Source organism: Rhodoferax sediminis (assembly GCF_006970865.1).
In the GTDB taxonomy this organism is placed as follows: domain Bacteria; phylum Pseudomonadota; class Gammaproteobacteria; order Burkholderiales; family Burkholderiaceae_C; genus Rhodoferax_A; species Rhodoferax_A sediminis.
Map to the genome: position 1 here is coordinate 4,284,639 of NZ_CP035503.1, position 22,013 is coordinate 4,306,651.

A 22,013-nucleotide genomic window follows, 5' to 3' on the forward strand; every position below is an offset into this window, starting at 1 on the left:
CGGAGTCACCCATGCCAAGAACCGCCATCGCAGTGCACAAGCTCGAGCTCGCCTTCGGCGAGCGCAAGGTGATCGACGGCGTGTCCCTCGACATTCCCGAAGGCCAGTTCCTGTCCATCGTCGGTCCGAGCGGCTGCGGCAAGACCACCCTCCTCAACCTGCTGGCGGGCCTGATCGACGCGCCTTACCTGGGCACGCTGCGGCTGGGCGGCGCGGCGCCGCGGCTGGGCGACGAGCGCATTGCCTACATGCTGGCGCGCGACTCGCTGCTGCCCTGGCGCAGCGCACTGGAGAACGCCAGCTACGGCATGCAAATCCGCGGCGTGCCGCCCCAGGCGCGCGAAGCCCGCGCACGCGACTTGCTCAAGCGCGTGGGTCTGGCCGGATTCGAGAACACTTACCCCAAGCATCTCTCGCACGGCATGCGCCAGCGCTGTGCCCTGGCCCGCACTTTCGCGCTCGACGCGCCTTTCCTGCTGATGGACGAACCCTTTGGCGCGTTGGACGCACAGACCAAGCTGCAATTGGAGGAACTGCTGGTCGAGCTGTGGCAGCAGGAGCGACGAACCGTCGTCTTCATCACCCACGACCTGGCCGAGGCCATCGCCATCTCTGACCGTGTGGTCGTGATGGGCGCGCGCCCCGGCCGCATCGTGGCCGACCTGCCGATCGATCTGCCGCGCCCGCGCAGCGTGCGCGAGCTGCAGAAGGAGCCGCATTTTCACGAGCTCTACGCCAAGATCTGGCAAACCCTGGAACAAGGATGGAGGCATTCCGATGACGAATGAAATCAAACGGTCGGCTGGCACGAGAATGCTCACCGGTGTGGTCCAGCATGGTTGTCTGCTGGCCGTGCTGCTCGGACTGTGGGAATACGCTGCGCGCAACGGCAAGGTCGACCCCTCCTTCTTCGGCCAGCCCTCCGGCATCGCGCAGTTTCTGTGGTCCAACGTGGTGGTGTCGCCCAAGCTCTGGATAGAACTCGGCTGGACTTTGCTGGGCACCTTCGCGTCCTTCGTGCTGGGCAGCATCGCGGCCTTGTTGACGGGGCTGCTGTTCGTCTCGATGCCGCGCGTGGAGCGCTTCGTCGATCCTTACCTGTCGGCCATCAACGCCATGCCACGCATTGCGCTGGCGCCGCTGTTCATCCTGTGGTTCGGGCTGGGCGTGTCCTCCAAGATCGCGATTGGCTTCTCGCTGGTTTTTTTCATCGTGCTGTCCAGCACGGTGGCCGGCATGCGGGGCCTGAACCAGGACCACCTGACCCTCACGCGCACACTGGGCGCGAAGCCGTTCCAGATGTTCGTCTTCGTCACCCTGCCGGGGGCGGTGCCGGTGATCTTCTCCGGCCTGCGATTGGGGCTGATCTACGCGATGCTGGGCGTGGTCGGCGGCGAGATCATTGCCGCCGAACACGGGTTGGGCCAGACCCTGGCCTATCTCGGCTCCACCTTCAACATGAATGGCGTGATGGGTGTGCTGCTGGTGCTGTCGCTGCTGGGCATGGGCGTGATCTGGTTGATGACCGCCCTCGAGAGGCGCCTGCTGCGCTGGCAATGAAGTCGGCCGTTGCACCCGCGGGCCGCCGCGTGCGGGTGGCCATCCTGGCACCCGAGCACGCCCTGGGCTGGACCATCATGGGCCCGGCCGACATGCTTCACAGCGCGGGCACGCTGTGGGCCTCGCTGCAGGGCGAACCGGATGCGGTAAACCGTTTCGAAGTGGCCATCGTGGGCCGTTCGAGTCAGCCCGTGGTCTGCTTCCAGGGCCTGCGGCTGATGCCGGATATCCTGCTCGGCGATGCCGGCTACGAGCCCGACGTCATCATCGTGCCGGCGCTGTTCGAAGAATCGGTGCGCTTCGGGCGTTCGGGCTGGTCCACGCCCTGGCGCCCCTTCGTCGAATGGATCAAGGCGCGGCACGCGCGCGGCGCCTTCGTGGCGGCGATTTCCACCGGCGTCGCCTTGCTGGCGGAAACCGCGCTGCTGGACGGCCACAGGGCGACCACGCACTGGGCGATGATGGAAGCCATGGCGGCCAACTACCGCCGCATCGAATTCGTGCACCAGAACGGCTTGCAGTCCGCCGGGGCGGGCTCCCGGCTGGTGACCACCGCGGCGGGCACCGCCTGGCAATCCCTTGTGCTGCTGCTGGTCGCGAGGTTCGCCGGCGCGCAGCAGTCGATCGAATTGGCGCGCCTGTTCTCGACCCAGTCCCTGGCCGACCAGGGCAAGCGTGGCTGTCCCGGTTTTGTGCCGCCCAGCGACCACGGCGACGCCCAGGTGCTGCGCGCCCAGCGCGCCATCGCCGGCAATTTCGAGCATGCCGACGCGCTGGTGGATGCAATGGAAAAGGCGTCCATGACGCGCCGTACCTTCGAACGCCGCTTTCGGGCAGCGACCGGCTATTCGCCACTCGCTTACCTGCAGGAGGTGCGCATGCAGCGCGCCCGGCATCTGCTGGATTCCACCGTGCACGGCGTGGACGAGGTCGCGGGCTTCGTGGGCTACGGCGACGTAGCGCACTTCCGCAGCCTGTTCACGAGAATGTCCGGCATGACACCCAGCCACTACCGCGAGGCCTTCGGGATGGGGGGCATGCTGGAGATGGCGCAGGAGGTGTTGTAGCGCGCAATATGGCGTTGCGAGCACATTTTATTTTCGAAAAAAGGCCTTGCAGCCCTTATGTGGTCTGCACAGTCAGCTATGAAAACTGTAGTCCCTCGCCTGTGCACGGCGCGCGCAGGCGTTACGGCCGTTCCTCGCGCCCGCCGGGGTGTTTCGCAAAGCGCGCCGGGTCGCGCCCGTGCACCGGGGCATCGTCGGCAAACGACCAGCCGCCGAACTGCGTGCGGCGGTAGTCGTCCATGGTCTGCGCGATCTCGGCCTGCGTGTTCATCACGAACGGGCCGTATTGCACCACGGGCTCGCCTATCGGGCAGCCCTGCAGCAGCAGCAACTCCGCGACCTCGCCGCCGCTGTTGACCAGTTCGACCGCCGCATCGGCACGCACCTCGATGGCCGCGTGGCTCGCCACCGGCTGACCGGCCACGGTAATGGACGCGCCCTTGAAGAAGTACAGGCTGCGCCGCGTGCCCTCACCTCTCGCGGCGGGCACGGTCCAGCGTGCGCCGGGCGCCATGCGCAGGGTCCAGATCGCTACATCGGCATCGGCCTGCGCGGCCCAGGAGTCGGGCGGCGGGGCCAGCGGGTCCGCCACGGCGGCGCCGGCGTTCGGGTCCTGCAGCCGGCCCGCGATCACGGCGACCTCGGTCGTGCGGCCTTCGGCGTCCTTGGCGATCAGGCGCGGAATGTCCTGCGACCAGAACATGGTGAAGTGCGGGTCGGCCATTTTGCTGCGGGCGGGCAGGTTCAGCCAGATCTGGAACAGCTCCAGCGGATTCGGCTGCTCCTGCTCCAGCAGCGGAAACATTTCGGAATGCACCACGCCGCGGCCGGCCGTGAGCCACTGCACATCACCCCGGCCAAAGCGCGCGGTGGCGCCGAGCGAGTCGGAATGGTCGATCAGGCCCTTGCGCACGATGGTCACGGTCTCGAAGCCGCGGTGCGGGTGCGGCGGAAAGCCCGGCACCGTGCTGCCGTGGTACATGCTCCAGCCGTCCTTGCGGCTGAAGTCCTGCCCGATGTCACGCCCCGCCAGCGACGCGTCCGGGCCCATCTGCGCATTGCCGCGCGGATAGGCGTCGTCGTGGTAGACGCAAAACAGGAAGGGGTCGATGGTTTCCCACGGAAAACCAAGCGGCTTGAGGTGCAGGATCGGGCTGGTGGACATGGCGAGGCGCTTTCTTGGCAGGAGGTTCGCAAAGAATACAGGTGCGGTTGTTTCGCGTCTTTTCAAGCACCGGGGCGGCCCCTGCTGGGCGCGGGACAGAGGGCCTGCAGCGGTCGCCTGCCTTACCTTATCGCTACTAAATCAATAGCTACCTGCGCATACCGATCAAGGGCTACAGGCCCTTTTGTCATAATAAAGTGATGAGAACCACGGCTGCCGCCTCCGCCTACAACCGCCGCCTGGTCGGCTGGCTGTCGCTGGCGCAACTGGTCAGCTGGGGCAGCGTGTTCTATGGCTTCTCGCTGCTGCTGGAGCCGGTCGAGCGCGACCTCGGGCTGACGCGCGCCCAGACCTCGCTGGCCTTCAGCCTGGCGCTGATGGCCGAGGGGCTGCTGGCCTACCCGGTGGGCCGCTGGATCGACCGCGGCCACGAGCGCATCGTGATGACCGGCGGCTCGCTGCTGATTGCCGGGTGCCTGCTGCTGCACAGTTTCGTGACCGGCATGGCGGGTTTCTACGCGGTGTGGATCGGCCTGGGCGCGGGCCTGTCGGCCACCTTGTACACGCCGGTTTTTGCGGTGGTGACGCGGCGCTTTCCGCATGACTTTCGCCGCGCCATCATCACGCTGACCTTTCTGGGCGGGCTGGCCAGCACGGTGTTCATTCCGCTCACGGACGCGCTGATCACCCACCTGGGCTGGCGCCACGCGCTGTGGGTGCTGGCCGCCTTTCACCTGCTGCTGTGCGCGCCGCTGCATGCCGTGGTGCTGCGCGGCGCACCGAGGCAGGCCGCGGCGTCAAGCCACAACGCACCGCCCGCGCCGCTGGGGCATTACCTGCGCAGCGCGCCGTTTTTGCTGATCGGCCTTTTTGTGATGCTGATGATGGGCGTGACCGCCGCGCTGCCGGCCCACATGGTGAGCCTGCTGCGCGACAACGGCATGAGCGACTTCTGGGTCGTGGCCGTGCCCGCCGCCATCGGGCTGATCCAGGTGCTGGGGCGCTTGCTGCTGTATTTTTTCGAGCGCCACTTCGACCTGCATCTGGCGAACCGGCTGATTCCCTGCCTGGTGCCGCTGGGCCTTGCGGCGCTGCTGGCGGCGCCGCTGGCCGGCGGCGGTCACGGCACGGCCGCATTGCTGCTGGTGATGCTGTTTGTGGCGCTCTACGGCATCGGCAACGGCATGCTCACGATCGTGAAGGGCACGGCCGTCGCCCAGTACGTCAACCGCGAGCATGTGGCCTCGCTGAACGGCGCCCTCGGCGTGCCGCAGGCCGTCGCGCGGGCGCTGGCGCCGCTGGCGCTGGGCCTGCTGTGGCGCCCCGGCGTGGGCTACACCTACGGCCTGTGGCTGCTGCTGGTCGCCAGCATGGTGGCGGTGCTGGCCCTGCTGCTGGCGCAGCGGCGCGCCCTGGCCGGCGCACGGGCCTAGCCACGACGGCCGGCGCACGCGCCTAGAGATTCGGCGACAGCAGCCGCTGCAACTCCTTCTGCACCATGCCGCGGCGGCGCGCCAGGTCCTGCACCTGGTCCTCACTGATCTTGCCGACGTTGAAATACGTGCTCTCAGGGTGGCCGATGTAGAAGCCGCTGACGCTGGCGGCCGGCATCATGGCCATGCTCTCGGTCACGGACATGCCGATCTCGCCGGCCTGCAGCAGCTCGAACATGTCGCGCTTGACGCTGTGGTCGGGGCACGCCGGGTAGCCGGGCGCGGGGCGGATGCCGGCGTACTTTTCGGCAATCATGTCCTCGTTGCTGAGCGCCTCGTGCTCGCTGTAGCCCCACAGGTCGGTGCGCACGCGGTGGTGCATGCACTCGGCCAGCGCTTCCGCGAGGCGGTCGGCCAGCGACTTGAGCATGATGGCCGAGTAGTCGTCCATGTCGTCGATGAAGTACTTCTCCTTCTTCTCGATGCCGAGGCCGGCCGTGACGGCGAACAGCCCGGCGTAGTCGGCAATGCCGCTGGACTTGGGCGCGACAAAGTCGGCCAGGCAGCGGCTCGGGCGCTGCACGCCGTCGATCACGTGTTTCTCGGTCTGCTGGCGCAGGCCGTACCAGGTCAGCGCCACCTCGGTGCGGCTCTCGTCGGTGTAGAACTCGATGTCGTCGTCATTCACGCTGTTCGCCGGGTACAGCGCGAGCACGGCGCTGGCGGAGAGCCAGCGGCCCTCGATCAGGCGCTGCAGCATGCGCTTGGCATCGGCGTACACGCGCACGGCCTCGGTGCCCACGACCTCGTCCTTCAGGATCTCGGGGAAGTGCCCGGCCAGGTCCCAGGTCTGGAACAGCGGGCCCCAGTCGATGTAGCGGGTGACCTCGGTCAGGTCGAAGTTCTTGAAGACGCGCCGCCCGATGAACTTCGGCCGCGTCGGCTTGTACGCCGCCCAGTCGATCGGCGTCTTGTTGGCGCGCGCGCGCGCCAGGTCCCACATCGGCACCTGCTTCTTGTTGGCGTGCTGGATGCGCACGCGCTCGTAGTCGGCGTTGATCTCGGCCACGTATTTGGCGGCCTGATCCGACAGCAGGCTTTGCGCGGCGCCCACGCTGCGCGAGGCATCGGGCACGTACACCACCGGGCCTTCATAGTGCGGCGAAATCTTCACCGCGGTGTGCACGCGGCTGGTGGTGGCCCCGCCGATCATCAGCGGGATCTTCTTGATGCGGAAGTGATCGTCCTTCTGCATCTCGCCGGCCACGTACTGCATCTCCTCCAGGCTCGGCGTGATGAGGCCGGACAGGCCCACGATGTCCGCGCCCTCGACCTTGGCGCGCGCCAGGATCTCGTGGCAGGGCACCATCACGCCCATGTTGATGACCTCGAAGTTGTTGCACTGAAGCACCACGGTCACGATGTTCTTGCCGATGTCGTGCACGTCGCCCTTCACGGTGGCGATGACGATCTTGCCCTTGGTGCGCACGTCGCGCCCGGCGGCCTCGTCCTGGCGCTTTTCTTCCTCGATGTAGGGAATCAGGTGCGCCACGGCCAGCTTCATCACGCGCGCCGACTTGACCACCTGCGGCAAGAACATCTTGCCCTGGCCGAACAGGTCGCCCACCACGTTCATGCCGTCCATCAGCGGGCCCTCGATCACGTGCAGCGGGCGCCCGCCCTTGGCCAGGATGCCCTGGTACGCCTCTTCGGTGTCCTCGGTGATGAAGTCGGTGATGCCATGCACCAGCGCATGCGACAGGCGCTGCCCCACGGTGGCGGGGCGCTCCAGCGTGCCGCGCCACTCCAGCTTCTTGCTGTCGTCGCGGGCCGCACCCTTGGCGTTTTCGGCGACCTCGACCAGCCGCTCGCCGGCGTCGGGGCGGCGGTTCAGCACCACGTCCTCCACGCGCTCGCGCAGCTCGGGCTCGAGGTCGTCGTACACGCCCATCATGGCGGGGTTCACGATGCCCATGTCCATGCCGGCCTTGATCGCGTGGTACAGGAACACGGTGTTGATCGCCTCGCGCACCGGGTCGTTGCCGCGGAACGAGAAGCTCACGTTGGAGACGCCGCCCGACACCTTGGCGCCCGGCAGGTGCTGCTTGATCCAGCGCGTGGCGTTGATGAAGTCCACGGCGTAGTTGTTGTGCTCCTCGATGCCGGTGGCAATGGCGAAGATGTTGGGATCGAAAATGATGTCTTCGGGCGGAAAACCCACCTCGTCGACCAGCACGCGGTAGGCGCGCTCGCAGATCTCGATCTTGCGCTGGTAGGTGTCGGCCTGGCCCAGCTCGTCAAAGGCCATCACCACCGCGGCCGCACCGTAGCGGCGCAGCAGCTTGGCCTGCTGCTTGAAGGGCTCCACGCCCTCCTTCATGCTGATCGAGTTCACGATGCCCTTGCCCTGGATGCAGCGCAGGCCGGCCTCGATCACCTCCCACTTGGACGAGTCGATCATGATCGGCACGCGCGCAATGTCGGGCTCGCTGGCGATCAGGTTCAAGAAGCGCACCATGGCCGCCTTGCTGTCGAGCATGGCCTCGTCCATGTTGATGTCGATCACCTGGGCGCCGTTCTCGACCTGCTGGCGCGCCACGGCCAGCGCCTTCTCGTATTCGCCGTTCAGGATCATGCGCGCGAAGGCCTTGGAGCCGGTCACGTTGGTGCGCTCGCCGACGTTCACGAACAGCGAGGACGCGTCGATGCTCACGGGCTCGAGGCCCGAGAGTTTCATGGGGGAAATTTGTGCATCTGGCATGGCTCACCTTGTGTCTGCGCTGACCCCCTGGTTGCAGGGCCAGCCGTTGATACCGGTGAGCGTCGTTGATCGGGCTGGATCCTGCTCAAGCCTGGCGGGCCGGCCATGGTGCCGGTTCGCTGCAACGCTCCTTGAGTTACCATGATTTTAATCGGGTCCGGCAGTTTGGGCTCGCGGCACCACTGGCGTAACCATGTTCAAGACCCTTTTTGGCAGAAATCCGGCGAGTTCCAGCCATTCCAACAACCACAGTGCGCGGCTGCGCGCGCTCGAGGGCTCGGCCAGCGCGGACAAGGCCGCCGCCATGCTGATCGGCCCGGCCGCCCTGATGCAGCTGAGCCACGACGAGGCCCGCATCGTGGTGAGCTACATGCGCCCGCACCGGATCGATCAGGGCACCATTTTTATCCGCGAAGGCGATGTCGACAAAACCGACTTCATGCTGCTGGTGCTCCACGGCGAGGTCACGGTGGAAACCATCGTGGTCAGCCGCTCCGAGCCGATCACGCTGACCGTGCTCGGGCCGGGGCGCGTGATCGGCGAGATGGGCCTGTTGGATGGCGAGCCGCGCGCGGCCTCGTGTACGGCCACCACCGACGTGCACGGCGCGATCCTCACGCGCGGCGGGCTGGCCCAACTGCTGGACGACGACCCGCGCACCGCCGCCAAGCTCATGATGGCGATCTCGCTGCGCCTGGCCGTGCGCCTGCGCGAGAGTACCGACAAGCTCAAGATGTACACCCAGCTCACGCAAGCCATGCAGCAGGAAATCAACCAGCCGACGGTGCAGTAGCGCGGGTCGGGGCCGGCCTTAGACGCCGCGCACCGGATCGCCCGTGGCCGAGGCCGGCAGGCCGAACACCCGGTCGAAACCCCAGTTGAAGACGAAGGTGTAGATCAGGAAGAACACCACCAGGCCCAGGTCCAGCAGCAGGGCCTGCAGCAGGCTGATGCCGAACCACCAGGCGATCAACGGCACCAGCGCCGCAATCAGGCCGCCCTCGAAGCCGATGGCGTGCGCCACGCGCCGGGCCAGGCTGCGCCCGCGCACGCTCTGGCGCGCCTCCCAGACCTCGAACAGGGTGTTGAACACCAGGTTCCAGGCCACGGCGATGCAGGACGCCGCCACCGCCACCCCGCCCGAGTCGCCCAGGCCGTGGCCCGACATCGCGGCCAGCGCCCAGGTGGAGCAGACGATGGCGATGAGCTCGTACAGCGTGACGTAGACAAATTTTCTCTTGAGGCCCTGCATGGCGCGCCGCTCAGTTCAAGCCGCTTCCTTGTAGAAAAAATCGCGCTTGAGCGTGCGCGCGGCCAGCGGCGCGACCGCCTCGCGGATGGCGCCGATGTGCTCGGGCGTGGTGCCGCAGCAGCCGCCCACGATGTTCACCAGGCCCTCGGCCGCAAACTCCTTGAGCAGGCGCGCCGTGACGTCGGGGGTTTCGTCAAAGCCGGTATCGCTCATCGGGTTGGGCAGGCCCGCGTTGGGGTAGCAGCTGATGAAGGTGTCCTCCGCCACGCGGTGCAGCTCCTGGATGTAGGGGCGCATCAGCGCCGCGCCGAGCGCGCAGTTCAGCCCGATGGCGAGCGGACGGGCATGACGCACGCTGTGCCAGAAGGCGGTGACCGTCTGGCCCGACAGGATGCGGCCCGAGGCATCGGTCACGGTGCCGCTGATGATCAGCGGCAGGCGTTCGCCGGAATGGTCGAAAAACTCGTCGATGGCAAACAGCGCGGCCTTGGCATTGAGGGTGTCGAAGATGGTCTCGACCATCAGCACGTCGGCGCCGCCTTCCACCAGGGCTTCGACCTGCTCGTAGTAGGCGGCGCGCAGCGCCTCGAAGCTCACGTTGCGCGCGCCGGGGTCGTTCACGTCGGGGCTGATGCTGGCGGTCTTGGGCGTGGGGCCCAGCGTGCCGACCACATAGCGCGGCTTGTCGGGCGTGGAGAACTTGTCGCAGGCGGCGCGCGCCAGTTTGGCCGACTGCAGGTTCATCTCGCGCGCCAGATTCGCCATGTCGTAGTCGGCCTGCGCGATGCTGGTGGCGCCGAAGGTGTTGGTCTCGATCAGGTCGGCGCCGGCCGCGAGGTAGCTCTCGTGGATGTCGCGGATCACGTCCGGGCGCGTCAGGCTCAGCAACTCGTTGTTGCCCTTGACGTGCTTGTGGAAGTCCTTGAAGCGGTCGCCGACGCTGCCGGGGCCGGCGTAGCCCTCGCCGCGGTACTGCTCCTCGCTGAGCTTGAAGCGCTGGATCATGGTGCCCATGGCGCCGTCCAGGATGACGATGCGTTGGGCCAGCAGGGCTGGCAGGGCTTGGGCGCGGGTGTATTGAAGGGGCTTCATAAGGTTTGTATTGTAGAAAGTGTGGCCCGGCCGGGCTCGCGCGGGGGTTTCCCCCGGACAATACCGGCATGAAAAACCTGCTCCCCCACGAGGCCTGGGCACTGATCCAGCAGCAGCCCGACACACTGTTCGTGGACGTGCGCATGGAAATCGAGTCGCTCTATGTGGGGCGCCCGCCCGGCGTGGAAAACATTCCCTGGTACGAATACCCCGACATGACGCCCGACCCGGCCCACTTCGCGGCCGCCGTGGAGCGCGAGGCCGGCCGCAAGGACCGCCCGCTGCTGCTGATCTGCCGCAGCGGAACGCGCACGCAGCACGCCGGCCAGGCGCTGGAGGCCGCGGGCTTCACCGACGTGGCGCACGTGGTGCATGGCTTCGAGGGCGATCTGGACGCGCACTTCCGCCGCTCCGTGCTCAATGGCTGGCGGCATGACAACTTGCCGTGGGAGCAGATGTAGGCGGGCCCGGGCCCATTCTTTACCACCATTTCTGTCAGCAGTGTTTTGTTTAACGTATTGTCAACATTAGTGTAAACACTGATGTTGATGTCAATCGATGCCTCCTAGACTTCCATTCCACGGCGCCACGTCCGGGCCGCCACCTAATGGAGTAAGCGTTTATGAGAGTTTCACCCAACACGACAGCGGCTTTGCAAAGCCCGGCCGCCTTGGCCGGCGAGAACGTGGCGCCTACCAAGGTGCGCTGGAAGATTTTCCTGATGATGCTGTTTCTCATCTCGATCAACTACGTCGATCGGGCCTCCCTGTCGGTGGCCATGCCCATCATTTCCAAGGAGTTCAACATCGGTCCGGCCATCGAAGGTCTGCTGCTGAGTTCGTTCTTCATGACCTATGCCTTCATGCAGATCCCGGGCGGCATGCTGGCCGACCGTTTCGGCCCGCGCATCGTGATCGCCGGCGCCACGATCGGCTGGGGCTTCTTCCAGGCCATCGCCGCCGTCTGCACCGGCTGGGTTCCGCTGCTGCTGACGCGCCTGGGCCTGGGTGCGGCCGAGGCGCCGATCTACCCGGCCGGCGGCAAGCTCAACGGCATCTGGATGACGCAGACCGAGCGCGGCCGCGGCGCAACGTTGCTCGATGGCGGTGCCCCCTTGGGCGCCGCGCTGGGGGCGATCCTGATCTCGGGCCTGATCGCCACCTTCGATTCCTGGCGCACGTCGTTCGTGGTGGCCGGCGTCGGCACCCTGATCGCCGGCTACTTCGCCTGGAGCTACATCCGCAACGACCCGCGTGAACATCCGGGCGTGAACGAGGCCGAGGCCAGCTACATCGAGGCCGCGCACGCACGGGACGTCGCCAGTGAGCCCGCCGTCATCAGCGGCCGTGTGCTGGACTTCTTCAAGTACCGCTCGGTGTGGGGCATGTTTTTCGGCTGGATGTGCTTCAACGCGCTGTTCTACGGCCTGCTGACCTGGATGCCGACCTACCTGTCCAAGGTCCATGGCTTGAACATCAAGGAGATGGGCGGCGCGGTGTTCATCATGTTCTTCTCGGGCTTTGTCGGGGAACTGGTGGGCGGCTGGGTCGCGGACAAATGGCGCGCTGCCGGCGCCTCGCAAAGCAAGGTGCTGCGCTCGCTGTTCGGCTTCTCCTCGATCATTGCCACCGCCGCGATCTACAGCGTGTCGCAGATCAAGGACCCGGTCACCGTCGTGATCATGTTGTCGGTCACCCTGTTCTTCCTGCGCTGGTGCGGCCTGTTCTGGTGCATTCCGTCCATCCTGGGCACCCGCGACCGCGTCGGCTTCCTCGGCGGCACGATGAACCTGGGCGGCAACGTGGCGGGCATCGGCGTCCCCATCGTGGTCGGCCTGATCGTCCAGGCGACGGGTTCCTACTTCCTCGCACTGATGTTGTTTGCGGCGGCCGGCGCGGGCCTGTTCATCTGCTCCACGTTCCTCATCGACTACAGCAAGAAGCTGCCGGTCTGAGGAGCGACAGCGCAGCCACAAGCCCGGGCCGCCGCCAAATTGAGGCGGCGGCCCGGGCTGCCGGCCTCCAAGAAGCGCATGCAACGCTACCCACAACCGAATTCACCATGACCCAACGCAAACTGATCGGCGTCTTGACGCCCTCCTCCAACACCGCGCTCGAGCCGCTGACCAGTGCCATCGTCAGCAGCGTGCCCGGCGTCTCGGCTCACTTCTCGCGCTTCACCGTGACCGAGATCTCGCTGGGCGACCAGTCGCTCAAGCAGTTCGAGGACAGCAAGATCATCGAGGCGGCGCGGCTGCTGGCCGATGCGCACGTCGACGTGATTCTCTGGAGCGGCACCTCTGCGAGCTGGCTCGGCTTCGAGAAGGACCGCCAGCTGTGCGCACGCATCACCGAGGCCACTGGCATTCCGGCCACCACTTCGGTACTGGCGCTCAACGAGTTGCTGGCGGCGCAGGGCGCGCGCACCCTGGGTCTGGTGTCACCCTATGTGCAGGACGTGCAGGAGCGCATCGTCGCCAATTACGCCGGTATCGGCATCGATTGCGTCGCCGAACGGCATCTCGATCTGACGGTGAACTTCGCGTTCAGCGAGGTCGCGCCCGACACGCTGCGCGGCATGCTGCGCGAGGTGGCCCAACAGCGGCCGGACGCCATCACCATCATGTGCACCAACCTGCACGGCGCCCAACTCGCGGACGAGATGGAGCGCGAACTGGGCATCCCCATCTACGACTCGGTCTCCACCGTGGTGTGGCGGGCGCTCAAGACCATCGGCGTCGGGCCGCGCGCCGTGAAGGGCTGGGGCCGCCTCTTCAGCGAGCGGTCCTGAGCCCCAATCCCCCGACAAGAAACGACCATGACATCTTCCGAACTCGACCTGGTGGTGCGAAACGCGCAGGTGGCCACCGCCAGCGACACCTTCCACTGCGACCTTGGCATCCAGGGCGGCCGCATCGTGCAACTGGGACTGGGCCTTCCCGCCGGGCGGCGCGAAATCGACGCGGCCGGCCGCGTGGTGACGCCCGGCGGCGTCGATGCCCACTGCCACCTCGACCAACCCATGGAAGCGCCCGCGCGCATGGCCGACGACTTCGACAGCGGCACGCGCTCGGCAGCCTGCGGCGGCACCACCACGGTGATCCCCTTCGCGGCCCAGCACAAGGGCCAGTCGCTGCGTGCCGCGGTCGAGGACTACCACCGCCGCGCCGAGGGCCGCGCCCATGTGGACTATGCCTTTCACCTGATCGTGAGCGACCCGACACCGCAGGTGCTGACCGAGGAGCTGCCCGCGCTGATCCGCGAGGGCTACACCTCGTTCAAGATCTACATGACCTACGACGACCTCAAGCTCGATGACGGCCAGATCCTCGATGTGCTCGACGTGGCGCGCCAGCACGGCGCCATGGCCATGGTGCACGCCGAGAACGCCGACTGCATCGAGTGGCTGACGCGCCGGCTCGAGGCCAGCGGCAAGACCGCGCCGCGTTTTCACGCGCACAGCCGCCCGATGCTGGTGGAGCGCGAGGCGACGCACCGCGCGCTCGCGCTGGCCGAGCTGGTCGATGTGCCGATCCTGATCGTGCACGTGTCGGGCCGCGAGGCGGTCGAGCAGATTCGCACAGCCCGCAGCCACGGCCTGAAGGTGTTTGCTGAAACCTGCCCGCAGTACCTGTTCCTGACGGCCGAAGACTTGGGGCTGGACGACAGCTACAAGGGCGCGCGCTGCATCTGCAGCCCGCCGCCGCGCGACAAGCGCAACCAGCAGGTGATCTGGGACGGCCTGGCCGACAGCCTGTTCACCATTTTTTCGTCCGACCACGCGCCCTTCAAATACGACGCGCCCGAAGGCAAGAAGCCGGGCGGCGAGGAAGTGGCGTTCCGCCACATTCCCAACGGCATTCCGGGACTGGAAACCCGCCTGCCGCTGCTGTATTCCGAAGGCGTGCTGGGCGGGCGCATCACGCTGAACCGTTTTGTCGAACTCACGGCCACCAACCCCGCCAAGGCCTACGGCCTGCATCCGCGCAAGGGCACGATTGCCGTGGGCAGCGATGCCGACCTGGTGATCTGGGATGAGCGCGCGGTGACCTTGCGCAACGAGCAACTGCACCACAATGTGGACTACACGCCCTACGAAGGCATCCAGCTGCAGGCTTGGCCCGCCCTTACGCTGGCCGGCGGCGAGGTGGTGTGGGATGGGCAGAACTTCCATCCGCGCCAGGGTCGCGGGCGTTTCCTGCCTTGTGCGACACCGTCGCTGCTGCCATCAAGCCGGCGTTGAATTCACCCTCTGTCATGGAGTCCCGCGTATGCGCATCCTGCTGATCAATCCCAATACCTCCCAAAGCGTTTCCGACCTGATTGGGTCAGAGGCACGCCGGGCCGCCTCTGCATCCACCCAGATCGAGGTGGTGACCGCGCCGTTCGGCGTGGCCTACATCGAAACCCGCTTCGAGGCGCTGATCGGCGCCTACGCCGGCGCCACGCTCGCCGCGGAGCACGAGGCCCGGCACGACGCCCTCGTGATTGCCGCGTTCGGCGACCCAGGCCTGGCGGGCATTCGCGAGGCGGTCGACATTCCGGTGCTCGGCCTGACCGAGTCGGCGCTCATGAGTGCCTGCATGCTGGGCAGCCGCTTTTCCATCATCGCGATTTCGCGCCGCATCACGGCGTGGTACCGCGAGACGGTGCAGGCCAACGGCCTGGTGGACCGGCTCGCGAGCATTCGTTGCCTGAACCAGCCGCTGCGCGATATCGGCGCGGTGCAGGAAGACCACGAGTCCCGACTGCGCGAGCTGTGCCTGCAAGCCGTGGAGCAGGACGGCGCCGACGTGCTGATCATCGCCGGCGCGCCGCTCGCGGGCCTGGCGCGCTCGATACGCGCGGACATTCCGGTGCCGCTGGTGGACGGCGTGTCCAGTGCCGTGCGCCATGCGGAAACGCTGATCGCGCTGGCGCCCGGGCGCGCGCGCGGGGGCAGCTACGCGCCGCCACCGCGCAAGCCTAACCAGGGCCTGTCGGCGCCGATGCAGGCCCTGCTGGCGCGCGAGCGGCCGCCCGTCTGAACGCCCGCACGGTGGGCCGCTAAAATGCCTGCTGGTCCGCTCGCCTCCCGCTGGCGCGGCCCATGCCCGAAGCCCCCGCACGGGCAGCGACACCACTTCCGAGCCATGCCACCCAAAGCCATCCCTATTCGCGAGAAAATCACCGCCGCTGCGGAGAACACCGTCGAGGAAATCGTCGAGAAGATCTACACGGCGATTCTCGAGCACCGCCTCGCGCCCGGCACGAAGCTGGGCGAGGACCGGCTGGCCGCGATTTTCAGCACCAGCCGCGCGCGCATCCGCGAAGTACTGGCGCGCCTGGCCAATGAGCGCGTCGTCGACCTGATCCCGCAGCGCGGCGCTTTTGTCGTCAAACCCACGGTGGAGCAGGCCTTTGACGTGTTCGAGGCGCGCCGCATGATCGAGCCCGGCATCCTGCGCCGGCTCGTCGCGCGGCTGGACGCCGGCATCCTCACGCGGCTGCGCGAGCACCAGCGCATGGAAGCCGAGGCACGGCGTATCGGAGACCAGCGCGCCATCGTGCGCCTGTCGGGCGAGTTCCACCTGTTGCTGGCCGAACTGGCGGGCAATACAGCCCTGGTGCGCAGCATGCGCGAGCTGTCCACCATCACCTGCCTGATCATCTTCCTGTACGACGCGCCAACGGCCACCAGCTGCCGTGAAGACGAGCACAGCGCCATCGTGGCCGCCATCGCTGCGAAGGACGCCAGCAAGGCCGAGACACTGATGCTGCATCACCTCGACAGCATCGAGCAAAGCCTCAAGCTCGAAGGCGTTCCGGTCGACGGCGATCTCGAAGCGATCTTCCAGGACCTGTGAGCCACGGCGCGCGGTGCCATGACGGCAGACCCGCCGCCGGGCCGTGCCGGTTTGCCCGGACAATAGAGGGCATGAATCGTTCGATTCCGCATCAAATCACCTTCAAACCCATAAGTGGTATGCGCTACCAGCTATTTTTTTAATAGCATCCTGAGAACTTCCTTCCCCGCATGACTTCCCAAAACAGCGCCATCCTGCGCGAGGTGTTCGGCTACGAGGCGTTTCGCGGCCCGCAGCAGGCCATCGTCGAGCACGTGGTGGCGGGCGGTGACGCGCTGGTGCTGATGCCCACGGGCGGCGGCAAGAGCCTGTGCTACCAGATCCCGGCGATCGCGCGCCAGCGTGCCGGCCGGGGCATCGCGGTGGTGGTGTCGCCGCTGATCGCGCTGATGCACGACCAGGTCGGCGCGCTGCGCGAGGCCGGCGTGGCCGCGGCCTTCCTCAATTCCACGCTCGACTGGGAGCAGACACAGGACGTGGAGCGCCGCCTGCTGCGCGGCGAGATCACGCTCCTGTACGCGGCGCCCGAGCGCGTGACCACGCCGCGCTTTTTGTCGCAGCTCGATGCGCTGCACGCGCGCGGCCAGCTGTCGCTGTTCGCCATCGACGAGGCGCACTGCGTGAGCCAGTGGGGCCACGACTTCCGCCCCGAATACCGCGCGCTGACCGTGCTGCACGAACGCTACGCCGGCGTGCCGCGCATCGCGCTCACGGCCACGGCCGACGCGCTCACACGCGCCGACATCATCGAGCGGCTGCAGCTGGAGGAGGCGCGGCTGTTCATCAGCAGTTTTGACAGGCCGAACATCCGTTACAGCATCGTCGAGAAAAAGGACGCGACCACGCAACTGCTGCGCTTCATCGAGGGCGAGCACGAGGGCGACGCCGGCGTGGTGTATTGCCAGTCGCGCAAGCGCGTGGAAGACGTGGCGCAGACGCTGCAGGACGCGGGCATCAACGCGCTCCCGTACCACGCGGGGCTCAACGCCGCGCTGCGGCAAACGCACCAGGACCGCTTCTTGCGCGAGGAAGGCGTCGTGATGGTCGCCACAATAGCGTTCGGCATGGGTATCGACAAGCCCGACGTGCGCTTTGTCGCGCACCTGGACATGCCGAAAAACATCGAGGGCTACTACCAGGAAACGGGCCGCGCGGGCCGCGACGGCCTGCCAGCCGACGCCTGGATGGTGTACGGCCTGCAGGACGTGGTGAACCAGGCCCGCATGATCGACGAGAGCCCGGCCGGCGACGACTTCAAGCGCGTGATGCGCGGCAAGCTGGACGCGCTGCTGTCGCTGGCCGAAGCCAGCGATTGCCGGCGCGTGCGCCTGCTCGGCTATTTCGGCGAAACCTATGAGCGCGCCTCGTCCGACGCCGGGCCGCCCCAAGGCGGACACGGCCCCCTCGGGGGGCAGCGAGGACACGAAGTGCCGAGCGTGGGGGCCACATGTGGCAATTGCGACAACTGCCTGAACCCGCCTGAGGTGTGGGACGGCACCGATGCGGCGCGCAAGCTGCTGTCCACCATCTACCGCGTACAGCAGATGAGCGGCATCAGCTTCGGTGCCGGCCACATCATGGACATCCTGCGCGGCAAGACCACCGAGAAGATCACGCAGTTCGGCCATGCCTCGCTCAGCACCTTCGGCATCGGCGCCGGCTTCAGCGAGACGCAGCTGCGCGGCGTGCTGCGCCAGCTGATCGCCACCGGCGCGCTCAGCGTCGATGCGCAGGCCTTCAACACGCTGCAGCTCACGGAGGGCTCGCGCGCCGTGCTGCGCGGCGAGCAGAACGTGCAGCTGCGCGAATCGGTCACGACGCCCGCCGCACGCAAGTCGCGGCGCGGCGGCCCGGTTGCAAAGACCCGCGGCACCGCGTCGCCCGCCGCCACCGCGCTGGACGCGGCCGGCCACGCCCGCTTCGAGGCGCTGCGGGCCTGGCGCGGCGAAGTCGCGCGCGAACACAACCTGCCGGCCTATGTGATCTTTCACGACGCCACGCTGGCTGCGATTGCCGAGCGCGCGCCCGCCACGCTGGCGGACCTGCAGGGCATCAGCGGCATCGGCGCGAAGAAGCTCGAAGCCTATGGCGGCGAGGTGCTGCGGGTCTGCGCGCTACCAGATAAGTAGCATCAAATGCATATCAGCAAAGGGCTACTCGTCTTTTTTACTGCACAAATCCGATGCCGCGCGCATCGCGCACCTCGGGCTTGATGCGGTGCTCGGCCTCGAGCTGTTCGAGGAATTCCTCGGCGCTGAACTCGGTGGCCAGAATATCGATCTGGCGCTTCACCGCGGCGAAGTCGCCGGGGCAGAGTTGCTCGAGCTTGTGCAGGCGTGACTGCATTGCCTCGGTGAGCTGCGCGGCCTGGCCGGCCAGCGCCTCGGTCACAAACATGGCCTCGCGCTGCGCAGTGCTGAGCGGCTTGAACTTGATCTTGAAGGTGAAGCGGCGCAGCGCCGCCTGGTCGATGCGATCGAGCAGATTGGTGGTGCAGATGAAGATGCCGTGGTAGCGCTCCATGCCCTGCAGCATCTCGTTCACCTCGGTCACCTCGTAGGTGCGCTGGGCGCCGCGCCGGTCCTGCAAGAAGCTGTCCACCTCATCGAGCAGCAGCACCGCCTTCTCGGCCTCGGCTTCCTTGAACATGGCGGCCATGTTCTGCTCGGTCTCGCCCACGTACTTGCTCATCAGGTCGCTGGCCTGCTTGATGATCAGCGGCTTGTCCAGCGCCCTGGCGATGTACTCGCCCAGTGCGGTCTTGCCGGTGCCCGGCGCGCCGTAAAAGCACAGCGTGCCGTGGCCGCGTGCGCGCAGCGCCTGCACGATGCGCTCGATCTCGAAGCGCGACTCCACGTTGAGCATGGCCAGGTCGTAGGTGGTGACCGCGGGGCGCCCCGGCGCCGTCTCGACCTTGTTGCCGAGTGCGGCATCGGCGTTCCTGAGCTGGCGCTCGATCAGCGCCTCCAGCCCCAGCGCCTCGCTCGTGGCCAGTCCCGCAAAGCGCACCGCGGTGCGGATTTGCGCGGGCGTCAGGCCCTTGCGCTCGGTCAGCTTGGCAACGAATTCATTGCTGACCTCCACGCCCTCGAGCGTCTTGCGCACCAGCTGCTCGCGCGCGCCCGGCGGCGGCGACTTGAGCTCCAGGTGATACGCAAAGCGGCGCCGAAACGCCGGGTCGATCTGCTCGATGCGGTTCGTCACCCACAGCGTGGGCACGGCGTTGGACTCCAGGATCTGGTTCACCCAGGCCTTGCCGTTCACGCTGTGGCCGACGGCGGCGGCCAGCGCCTGCTGCTCCTGGCGTGCCATCAGGTTGGCGGCGTCCACGCTGACCGACGGGAACACGTCTTCCACCTCGTCGAACAGCAGCGCCACCTGCTGGCTGCCCTTTAAAAATACCTGGGCGATTTGCAGCGAGCGGTAGCGGTCGCGCCCCGAGAGGGAGTTGCCGTCGCGGTCCGCGTATTCGACCTCGAACAGGTCCAGCCCGGCCGCCTGCGCCACCACCTTGGCCAGTTCGGTCTTGCCGGTGCCGGGCGGGCCGTACAGGAGCACGTTGACGCCGGGCTCCTTGCGCTCGACCGCGTTGCGCAAGAGCGCACACAGCACCTGCGCGTCTTCCTGCGCGAACGAGAAATCGTTCAGGGTCAGGCTGGATTTCGCGGCGGGCCGCGTGAACACCGCCATCAACTCGTTCTGGTCGCGGTACTCGCGCATCAGCACGGGCGGCAGCTTTTCGCTGACCTTCATGAGGTCGGCCAGGTCGGTGATGTTGTGCTCGGAGATCAGGTTCTCCACCAGGCCGATGCGCTCGAGCCGCGAGCCCGCGCGCAGCGCCTCGCCGACCTCGGAGGCGTTCACGCCGGCGATGTCGGCGATGGCCGCATACGCCTCGGGCGCGTTGTTGACCTTGAACTCGACCAGCAGGCTGCGCAGGTCGCGCTGGTAGCGCGCCAGCGTGCCGTACAGCAGCAGTGCGCGCTCGGCGCGATTGAGCTGCAGCAGATTCGAGAGTGCATCGATGTTTTTCTCGACCAGCGTGCTTTGTTTCTTGAGCGCGTGGGTGAGCCAGTCGCCGGTCACGGCCAATACCGACAGCAGATCCTTCGGCTGGTCCTTGGCGTATTCGTCGAGGTAGAAGAACAGCGTGCCTTCCTCGTACGGACCGCGCCAGACGGCGTGGCGCTCCAGGAATTCGGCGTTGCCCAGTTCCTCGTGCCCGCGCCAGAATTCGTTGTCCTTGCAGCGCCGCACCAGAAACTCGCGCACGCGGTTGAACACGTGCACCGGCCACACGAGGTGCCGGCCCGAGAGCGACAGCAGGCCGTTCAGATCGCGCCGCACATTGAACTTCGGCCCCTGCTTGGCGGCCAGCGTCAACACGAAGTGCGAACACATCAGGTCCAGCACGGGCGCACTCTTGAGGCCCGGGGACGCGATGAGCTGCGAATCTTTCAAGTCAACCGAACGCTTGGTCATGGAAAGGCCTCCAGCAACGACATGCGCAGTTCCACGATAACGCAGACTGCTGGGGTTTGGAAGACACTAATGCTGAAAACATTAGCACGATTTTGTGCCTTTACCACGGACAATCCGGAAATGATTGAACTCAACGATATTCGCCAGGCCGCGGCGCGCCTGCAAGGCCAGGTTCTCAACACCCCCTGCGTGGAATCGAAGACACTGTCGCAGATTTCGGGCGCGCAGGTATTCCTGAAATTCGAAAACCTGCAGTTCACCGCCTCCTTCAAGGAGCGCGGCGCCTGCAACAAGCTGGCGCAGCTGTCCCCCGAGGAGCGCCGGCACGGCGTGGTGGCCATGAGCGCCGGCAACCACGCGCAGGGCGTGGCCTACCACGCACAGCGCCTGGGCCTGCGCGCCGTCATCGTGATGCCGCGCGCCACGCCGGGCGTGAAGGTGGCGCGCACGCGCGGCTTTGGCGCCGAGATGGTGCTGCATGGCGACACGCTGGAAGAGGCGAGCACCCACGCACTGGCCCTGGCCCGCGCGCAGGGCCTGACCTTCGTCCATCCCTACGACGACGAGGCCATCGTGGCCGGCCAGGGCACCGTGGGGCTGGAGATGCTGGACGCCGTGCCCGATCTCGACAGCCTGATCGTGGCCGTGGGCGGCGGCGGGCTGATCGCGGGGATTGCCACAGCGGCCAAGGCGCTCAAGCCGGGAATCGAGATCGTCGGCGTGCAGACCTCGCGCTTTCCGGCCATGGTCAACGCCATCACGGGCAGCCATCACCCGCAGGGCAACAGCACCATTGCCGAGGGCATTGCGGTGGGCGCGCCGGGGCGGGTTACGCGGGCCATCATCGCGCAGCGCGTGGACGACCTGCTGCTGGTGGACGAAGGCGACATCGAGCAGGCCGTGCTGATGCTGCTGGAGATCGAGAAGACGGTGGTCGAGGGCGCGGGCGCGGTCGGGCTGGCCGCGCTGATCAAGTACCCCGAACGGTTTCGCGGCAAGCGCGTGGGGCTGGTGCTGTGCGGCGGCAATATCGACCCGCTGCTGCTGGCCGCCATCATCGAGCGCGGCATGGCGCGGGCCGGGCGGCTGGCGCGCATCCGGGTCAGCGCGCGCGACATTCCCGGCGTGCTGGCGAGCATTACCAGCGTGGTGGCGAATGCGGGCGCCAACATCGACGAAGTGCACCACCAGCGCGCTTTCACGACGCTGTCGGCGCAAAGCGTGGAGATCGAGCTGGTGTTGCAAACCCGCGGGCGCGAGCATATTGCCGACGTGCTGGCCGCGCTGCACGCCGCGGGACTGTCGGCGCAGGAGCAGAAATGAATGAGCGCGCCGGTGCACGTCGTGCCCGGCGGC

18 protein-coding genes and 1 riboswitch are annotated in these 22,013 nt (G+C 66.9%); of the genes, 13 read left to right on the forward strand and 5 right to left on the reverse strand.

The window, feature by feature from the left end; genetic code table 11:
* Positions 1 to 11 precede the first annotated feature (11 nt).
* The 3 genes from EUB48_RS20730 to EUB48_RS20740 are packed head-to-tail and all read left to right on the forward strand — an operon-like array spanning position 12 to position 2,627.
* The gene (locus tag EUB48_RS20730; RefSeq protein WP_210411668.1) at positions 12 to 788 is read left to right on the forward strand and encodes an ABC transporter ATP-binding protein; all 777 of its coding nucleotides are present in this window, start codon (positions 12 to 14) and stop codon (positions 786 to 788) included.
* The gene (locus EUB48_RS20735) at positions 778 to 1,560 is read left to right on the forward strand and encodes an ABC transporter permease (protein WP_244618278.1); all 783 of its coding nucleotides are present in this window, start codon (positions 778 to 780) and stop codon (positions 1,558 to 1,560) included. Before EUB48_RS20730 ends, EUB48_RS20735 begins: the two co-directional genes overlap by 11 nt.
* Entirely contained in the window at positions 1,557 to 2,627 is a 1,071-nt protein-coding gene (locus EUB48_RS20740; protein WP_142820939.1) for a GlxA family transcriptional regulator, read from the forward strand. Before EUB48_RS20735 ends, EUB48_RS20740 begins: the two co-directional genes overlap by 4 nt.
* A 121-nt stretch (positions 2,628 to 2,748) precedes the next feature.
* Here the strand turns inward: EUB48_RS20740 and EUB48_RS20745 are convergent, their stop codons facing one another.
* Complete coding sequence (locus EUB48_RS20745) at positions 2,749 to 3,792, reverse strand: pirin family protein (RefSeq protein ID WP_142820940.1); 1,044 nt, start codon at positions 3,790 to 3,792, stop codon at positions 2,749 to 2,751.
* A gap of 200 nt (positions 3,793 to 3,992) precedes the next feature.
* Here EUB48_RS20745 and EUB48_RS20750 point away from each other — a divergent pair, with 200 nt between their 5' ends.
* Positions 3,993 to 5,225: an MFS transporter gene (locus EUB48_RS20750; protein ID WP_142820941.1), complete on the forward strand. Its 1,233-nt coding sequence runs from the start codon at positions 3,993 to 3,995 to the stop codon at positions 5,223 to 5,225.
* Between the two features lie 22 nt (positions 5,226 to 5,247).
* On the opposite strand, the gene metH is transcribed toward EUB48_RS20750, so the two are convergent.
* Complete coding sequence (gene metH, locus EUB48_RS20755; protein ID WP_142820942.1) at positions 5,248 to 7,962, reverse strand: methionine synthase; 2,715 nt, start codon at positions 7,960 to 7,962, stop codon at positions 5,248 to 5,250.
* A gap of 74 nt (positions 7,963 to 8,036) precedes the next feature.
* Positions 8,037 to 8,125: riboswitch (S-adenosyl-L-homocysteine riboswitch) on the reverse strand.
* A 54-nt stretch (positions 8,126 to 8,179) separates the two neighbouring features.
* Between metH and EUB48_RS20760 the strand changes: the two genes are divergently transcribed.
* Positions 8,180 to 8,779 (forward strand): Crp/Fnr family transcriptional regulator, encoded by a 600-nt coding sequence (locus EUB48_RS20760; protein ID WP_142820943.1) that lies wholly within the window; start codon positions 8,180 to 8,182, stop codon positions 8,777 to 8,779.
* Positions 8,780 to 8,797: 18 nt separating this feature from the next.
* Here EUB48_RS20760 and EUB48_RS20765 read toward each other — a convergent pair whose 3' ends face one another.
* Both EUB48_RS20765 and EUB48_RS20770 read right to left on the reverse strand, forming a co-directional pair.
* The gene (locus EUB48_RS20765; RefSeq protein ID WP_142820944.1) at positions 8,798 to 9,238 is read right to left on the reverse strand and encodes a PACE efflux transporter; all 441 of its coding nucleotides are present in this window, start codon (positions 9,236 to 9,238) and stop codon (positions 8,798 to 8,800) included.
* 15 nt (positions 9,239 to 9,253) lie between these two features.
* Positions 9,254 to 10,330, reverse strand: coding sequence for a homocysteine S-methyltransferase family protein (locus tag EUB48_RS20770; RefSeq protein WP_142820945.1), 1,077 nt, complete (start codon positions 10,328 to 10,330; stop codon positions 9,254 to 9,256).
* A 68-nt stretch (positions 10,331 to 10,398) separates the two neighbouring features.
* Between EUB48_RS20770 and EUB48_RS20775 the strand changes: the two genes are divergently transcribed.
* The 7 genes from EUB48_RS20775 to EUB48_RS20805 all read left to right on the forward strand — a co-directional run bounded on the left by EUB48_RS20775 (position 10,399) and on the right by EUB48_RS20805 (position 18,304).
* A complete protein-coding gene (locus EUB48_RS20775; RefSeq protein ID WP_142820946.1) occupies positions 10,399 to 10,791 on the forward strand; it encodes a rhodanese-like domain-containing protein in 393 nt (130 codons plus the stop codon).
* Between the two features lie 260 nt (positions 10,792 to 11,051).
* Positions 11,052 to 12,284 (forward strand): MFS transporter, encoded by a 1,233-nt coding sequence (locus EUB48_RS20780; RefSeq protein WP_210411772.1) that lies wholly within the window; start codon positions 11,052 to 11,054, stop codon positions 12,282 to 12,284.
* Between the two features lie 107 nt (positions 12,285 to 12,391).
* Positions 12,392 to 13,120 carry a maleate cis-trans isomerase family protein gene (locus EUB48_RS20785; RefSeq protein ID WP_142820948.1) on the forward strand — a complete coding sequence of 243 codons (729 nt, stop codon included), beginning with the start codon at positions 12,392 to 12,394 and terminating at the stop codon, positions 13,118 to 13,120.
* Positions 13,121 to 13,147: 27 nt separating this feature from the next.
* A complete protein-coding gene (gene hydA, locus EUB48_RS20790) occupies positions 13,148 to 14,572 on the forward strand; it encodes a dihydropyrimidinase (RefSeq protein WP_142820949.1) in 1,425 nt (474 codons plus the stop codon).
* Between the two features lie 28 nt (positions 14,573 to 14,600).
* Positions 14,601 to 15,356: an aspartate/glutamate racemase family protein gene (locus EUB48_RS20795; RefSeq protein ID WP_142820950.1), complete on the forward strand. Its 756-nt coding sequence runs from the start codon at positions 14,601 to 14,603 to the stop codon at positions 15,354 to 15,356.
* Positions 15,357 to 15,461: 105 nt separating this feature from the next.
* Complete coding sequence (locus EUB48_RS20800; protein ID WP_142820951.1) at positions 15,462 to 16,175, forward strand: GntR family transcriptional regulator; 714 nt, start codon at positions 15,462 to 15,464, stop codon at positions 16,173 to 16,175.
* A gap of 170 nt (positions 16,176 to 16,345) precedes the next feature.
* Positions 16,346 to 18,304 carry a RecQ family ATP-dependent DNA helicase gene (locus EUB48_RS20805; RefSeq protein ID WP_142820952.1) on the forward strand — a complete coding sequence of 653 codons (1,959 nt, stop codon included), beginning with the start codon at positions 16,346 to 16,348 and terminating at the stop codon, positions 18,302 to 18,304.
* 37 nt (positions 18,305 to 18,341) lie between these two features.
* Here the strand turns inward: EUB48_RS20805 and EUB48_RS20810 are convergent, their stop codons facing one another.
* Entirely contained in the window at positions 18,342 to 20,657 is a 2,316-nt protein-coding gene (locus EUB48_RS20810) for an ATP-binding protein (protein ID WP_142820953.1), read from the reverse strand.
* Positions 20,658 to 20,777: 120 nt separating this feature from the next.
* Here EUB48_RS20810 and EUB48_RS20815 point away from each other — a divergent pair, with 120 nt between their 5' ends.
* Positions 20,778 to 21,980 carry a threonine ammonia-lyase gene (locus tag EUB48_RS20815; protein WP_142820954.1) on the forward strand — a complete coding sequence of 401 codons (1,203 nt, stop codon included), beginning with the start codon at positions 20,778 to 20,780 and terminating at the stop codon, positions 21,978 to 21,980.
* Positions 21,981 to 22,013: the final 33 nt, after the last annotated feature.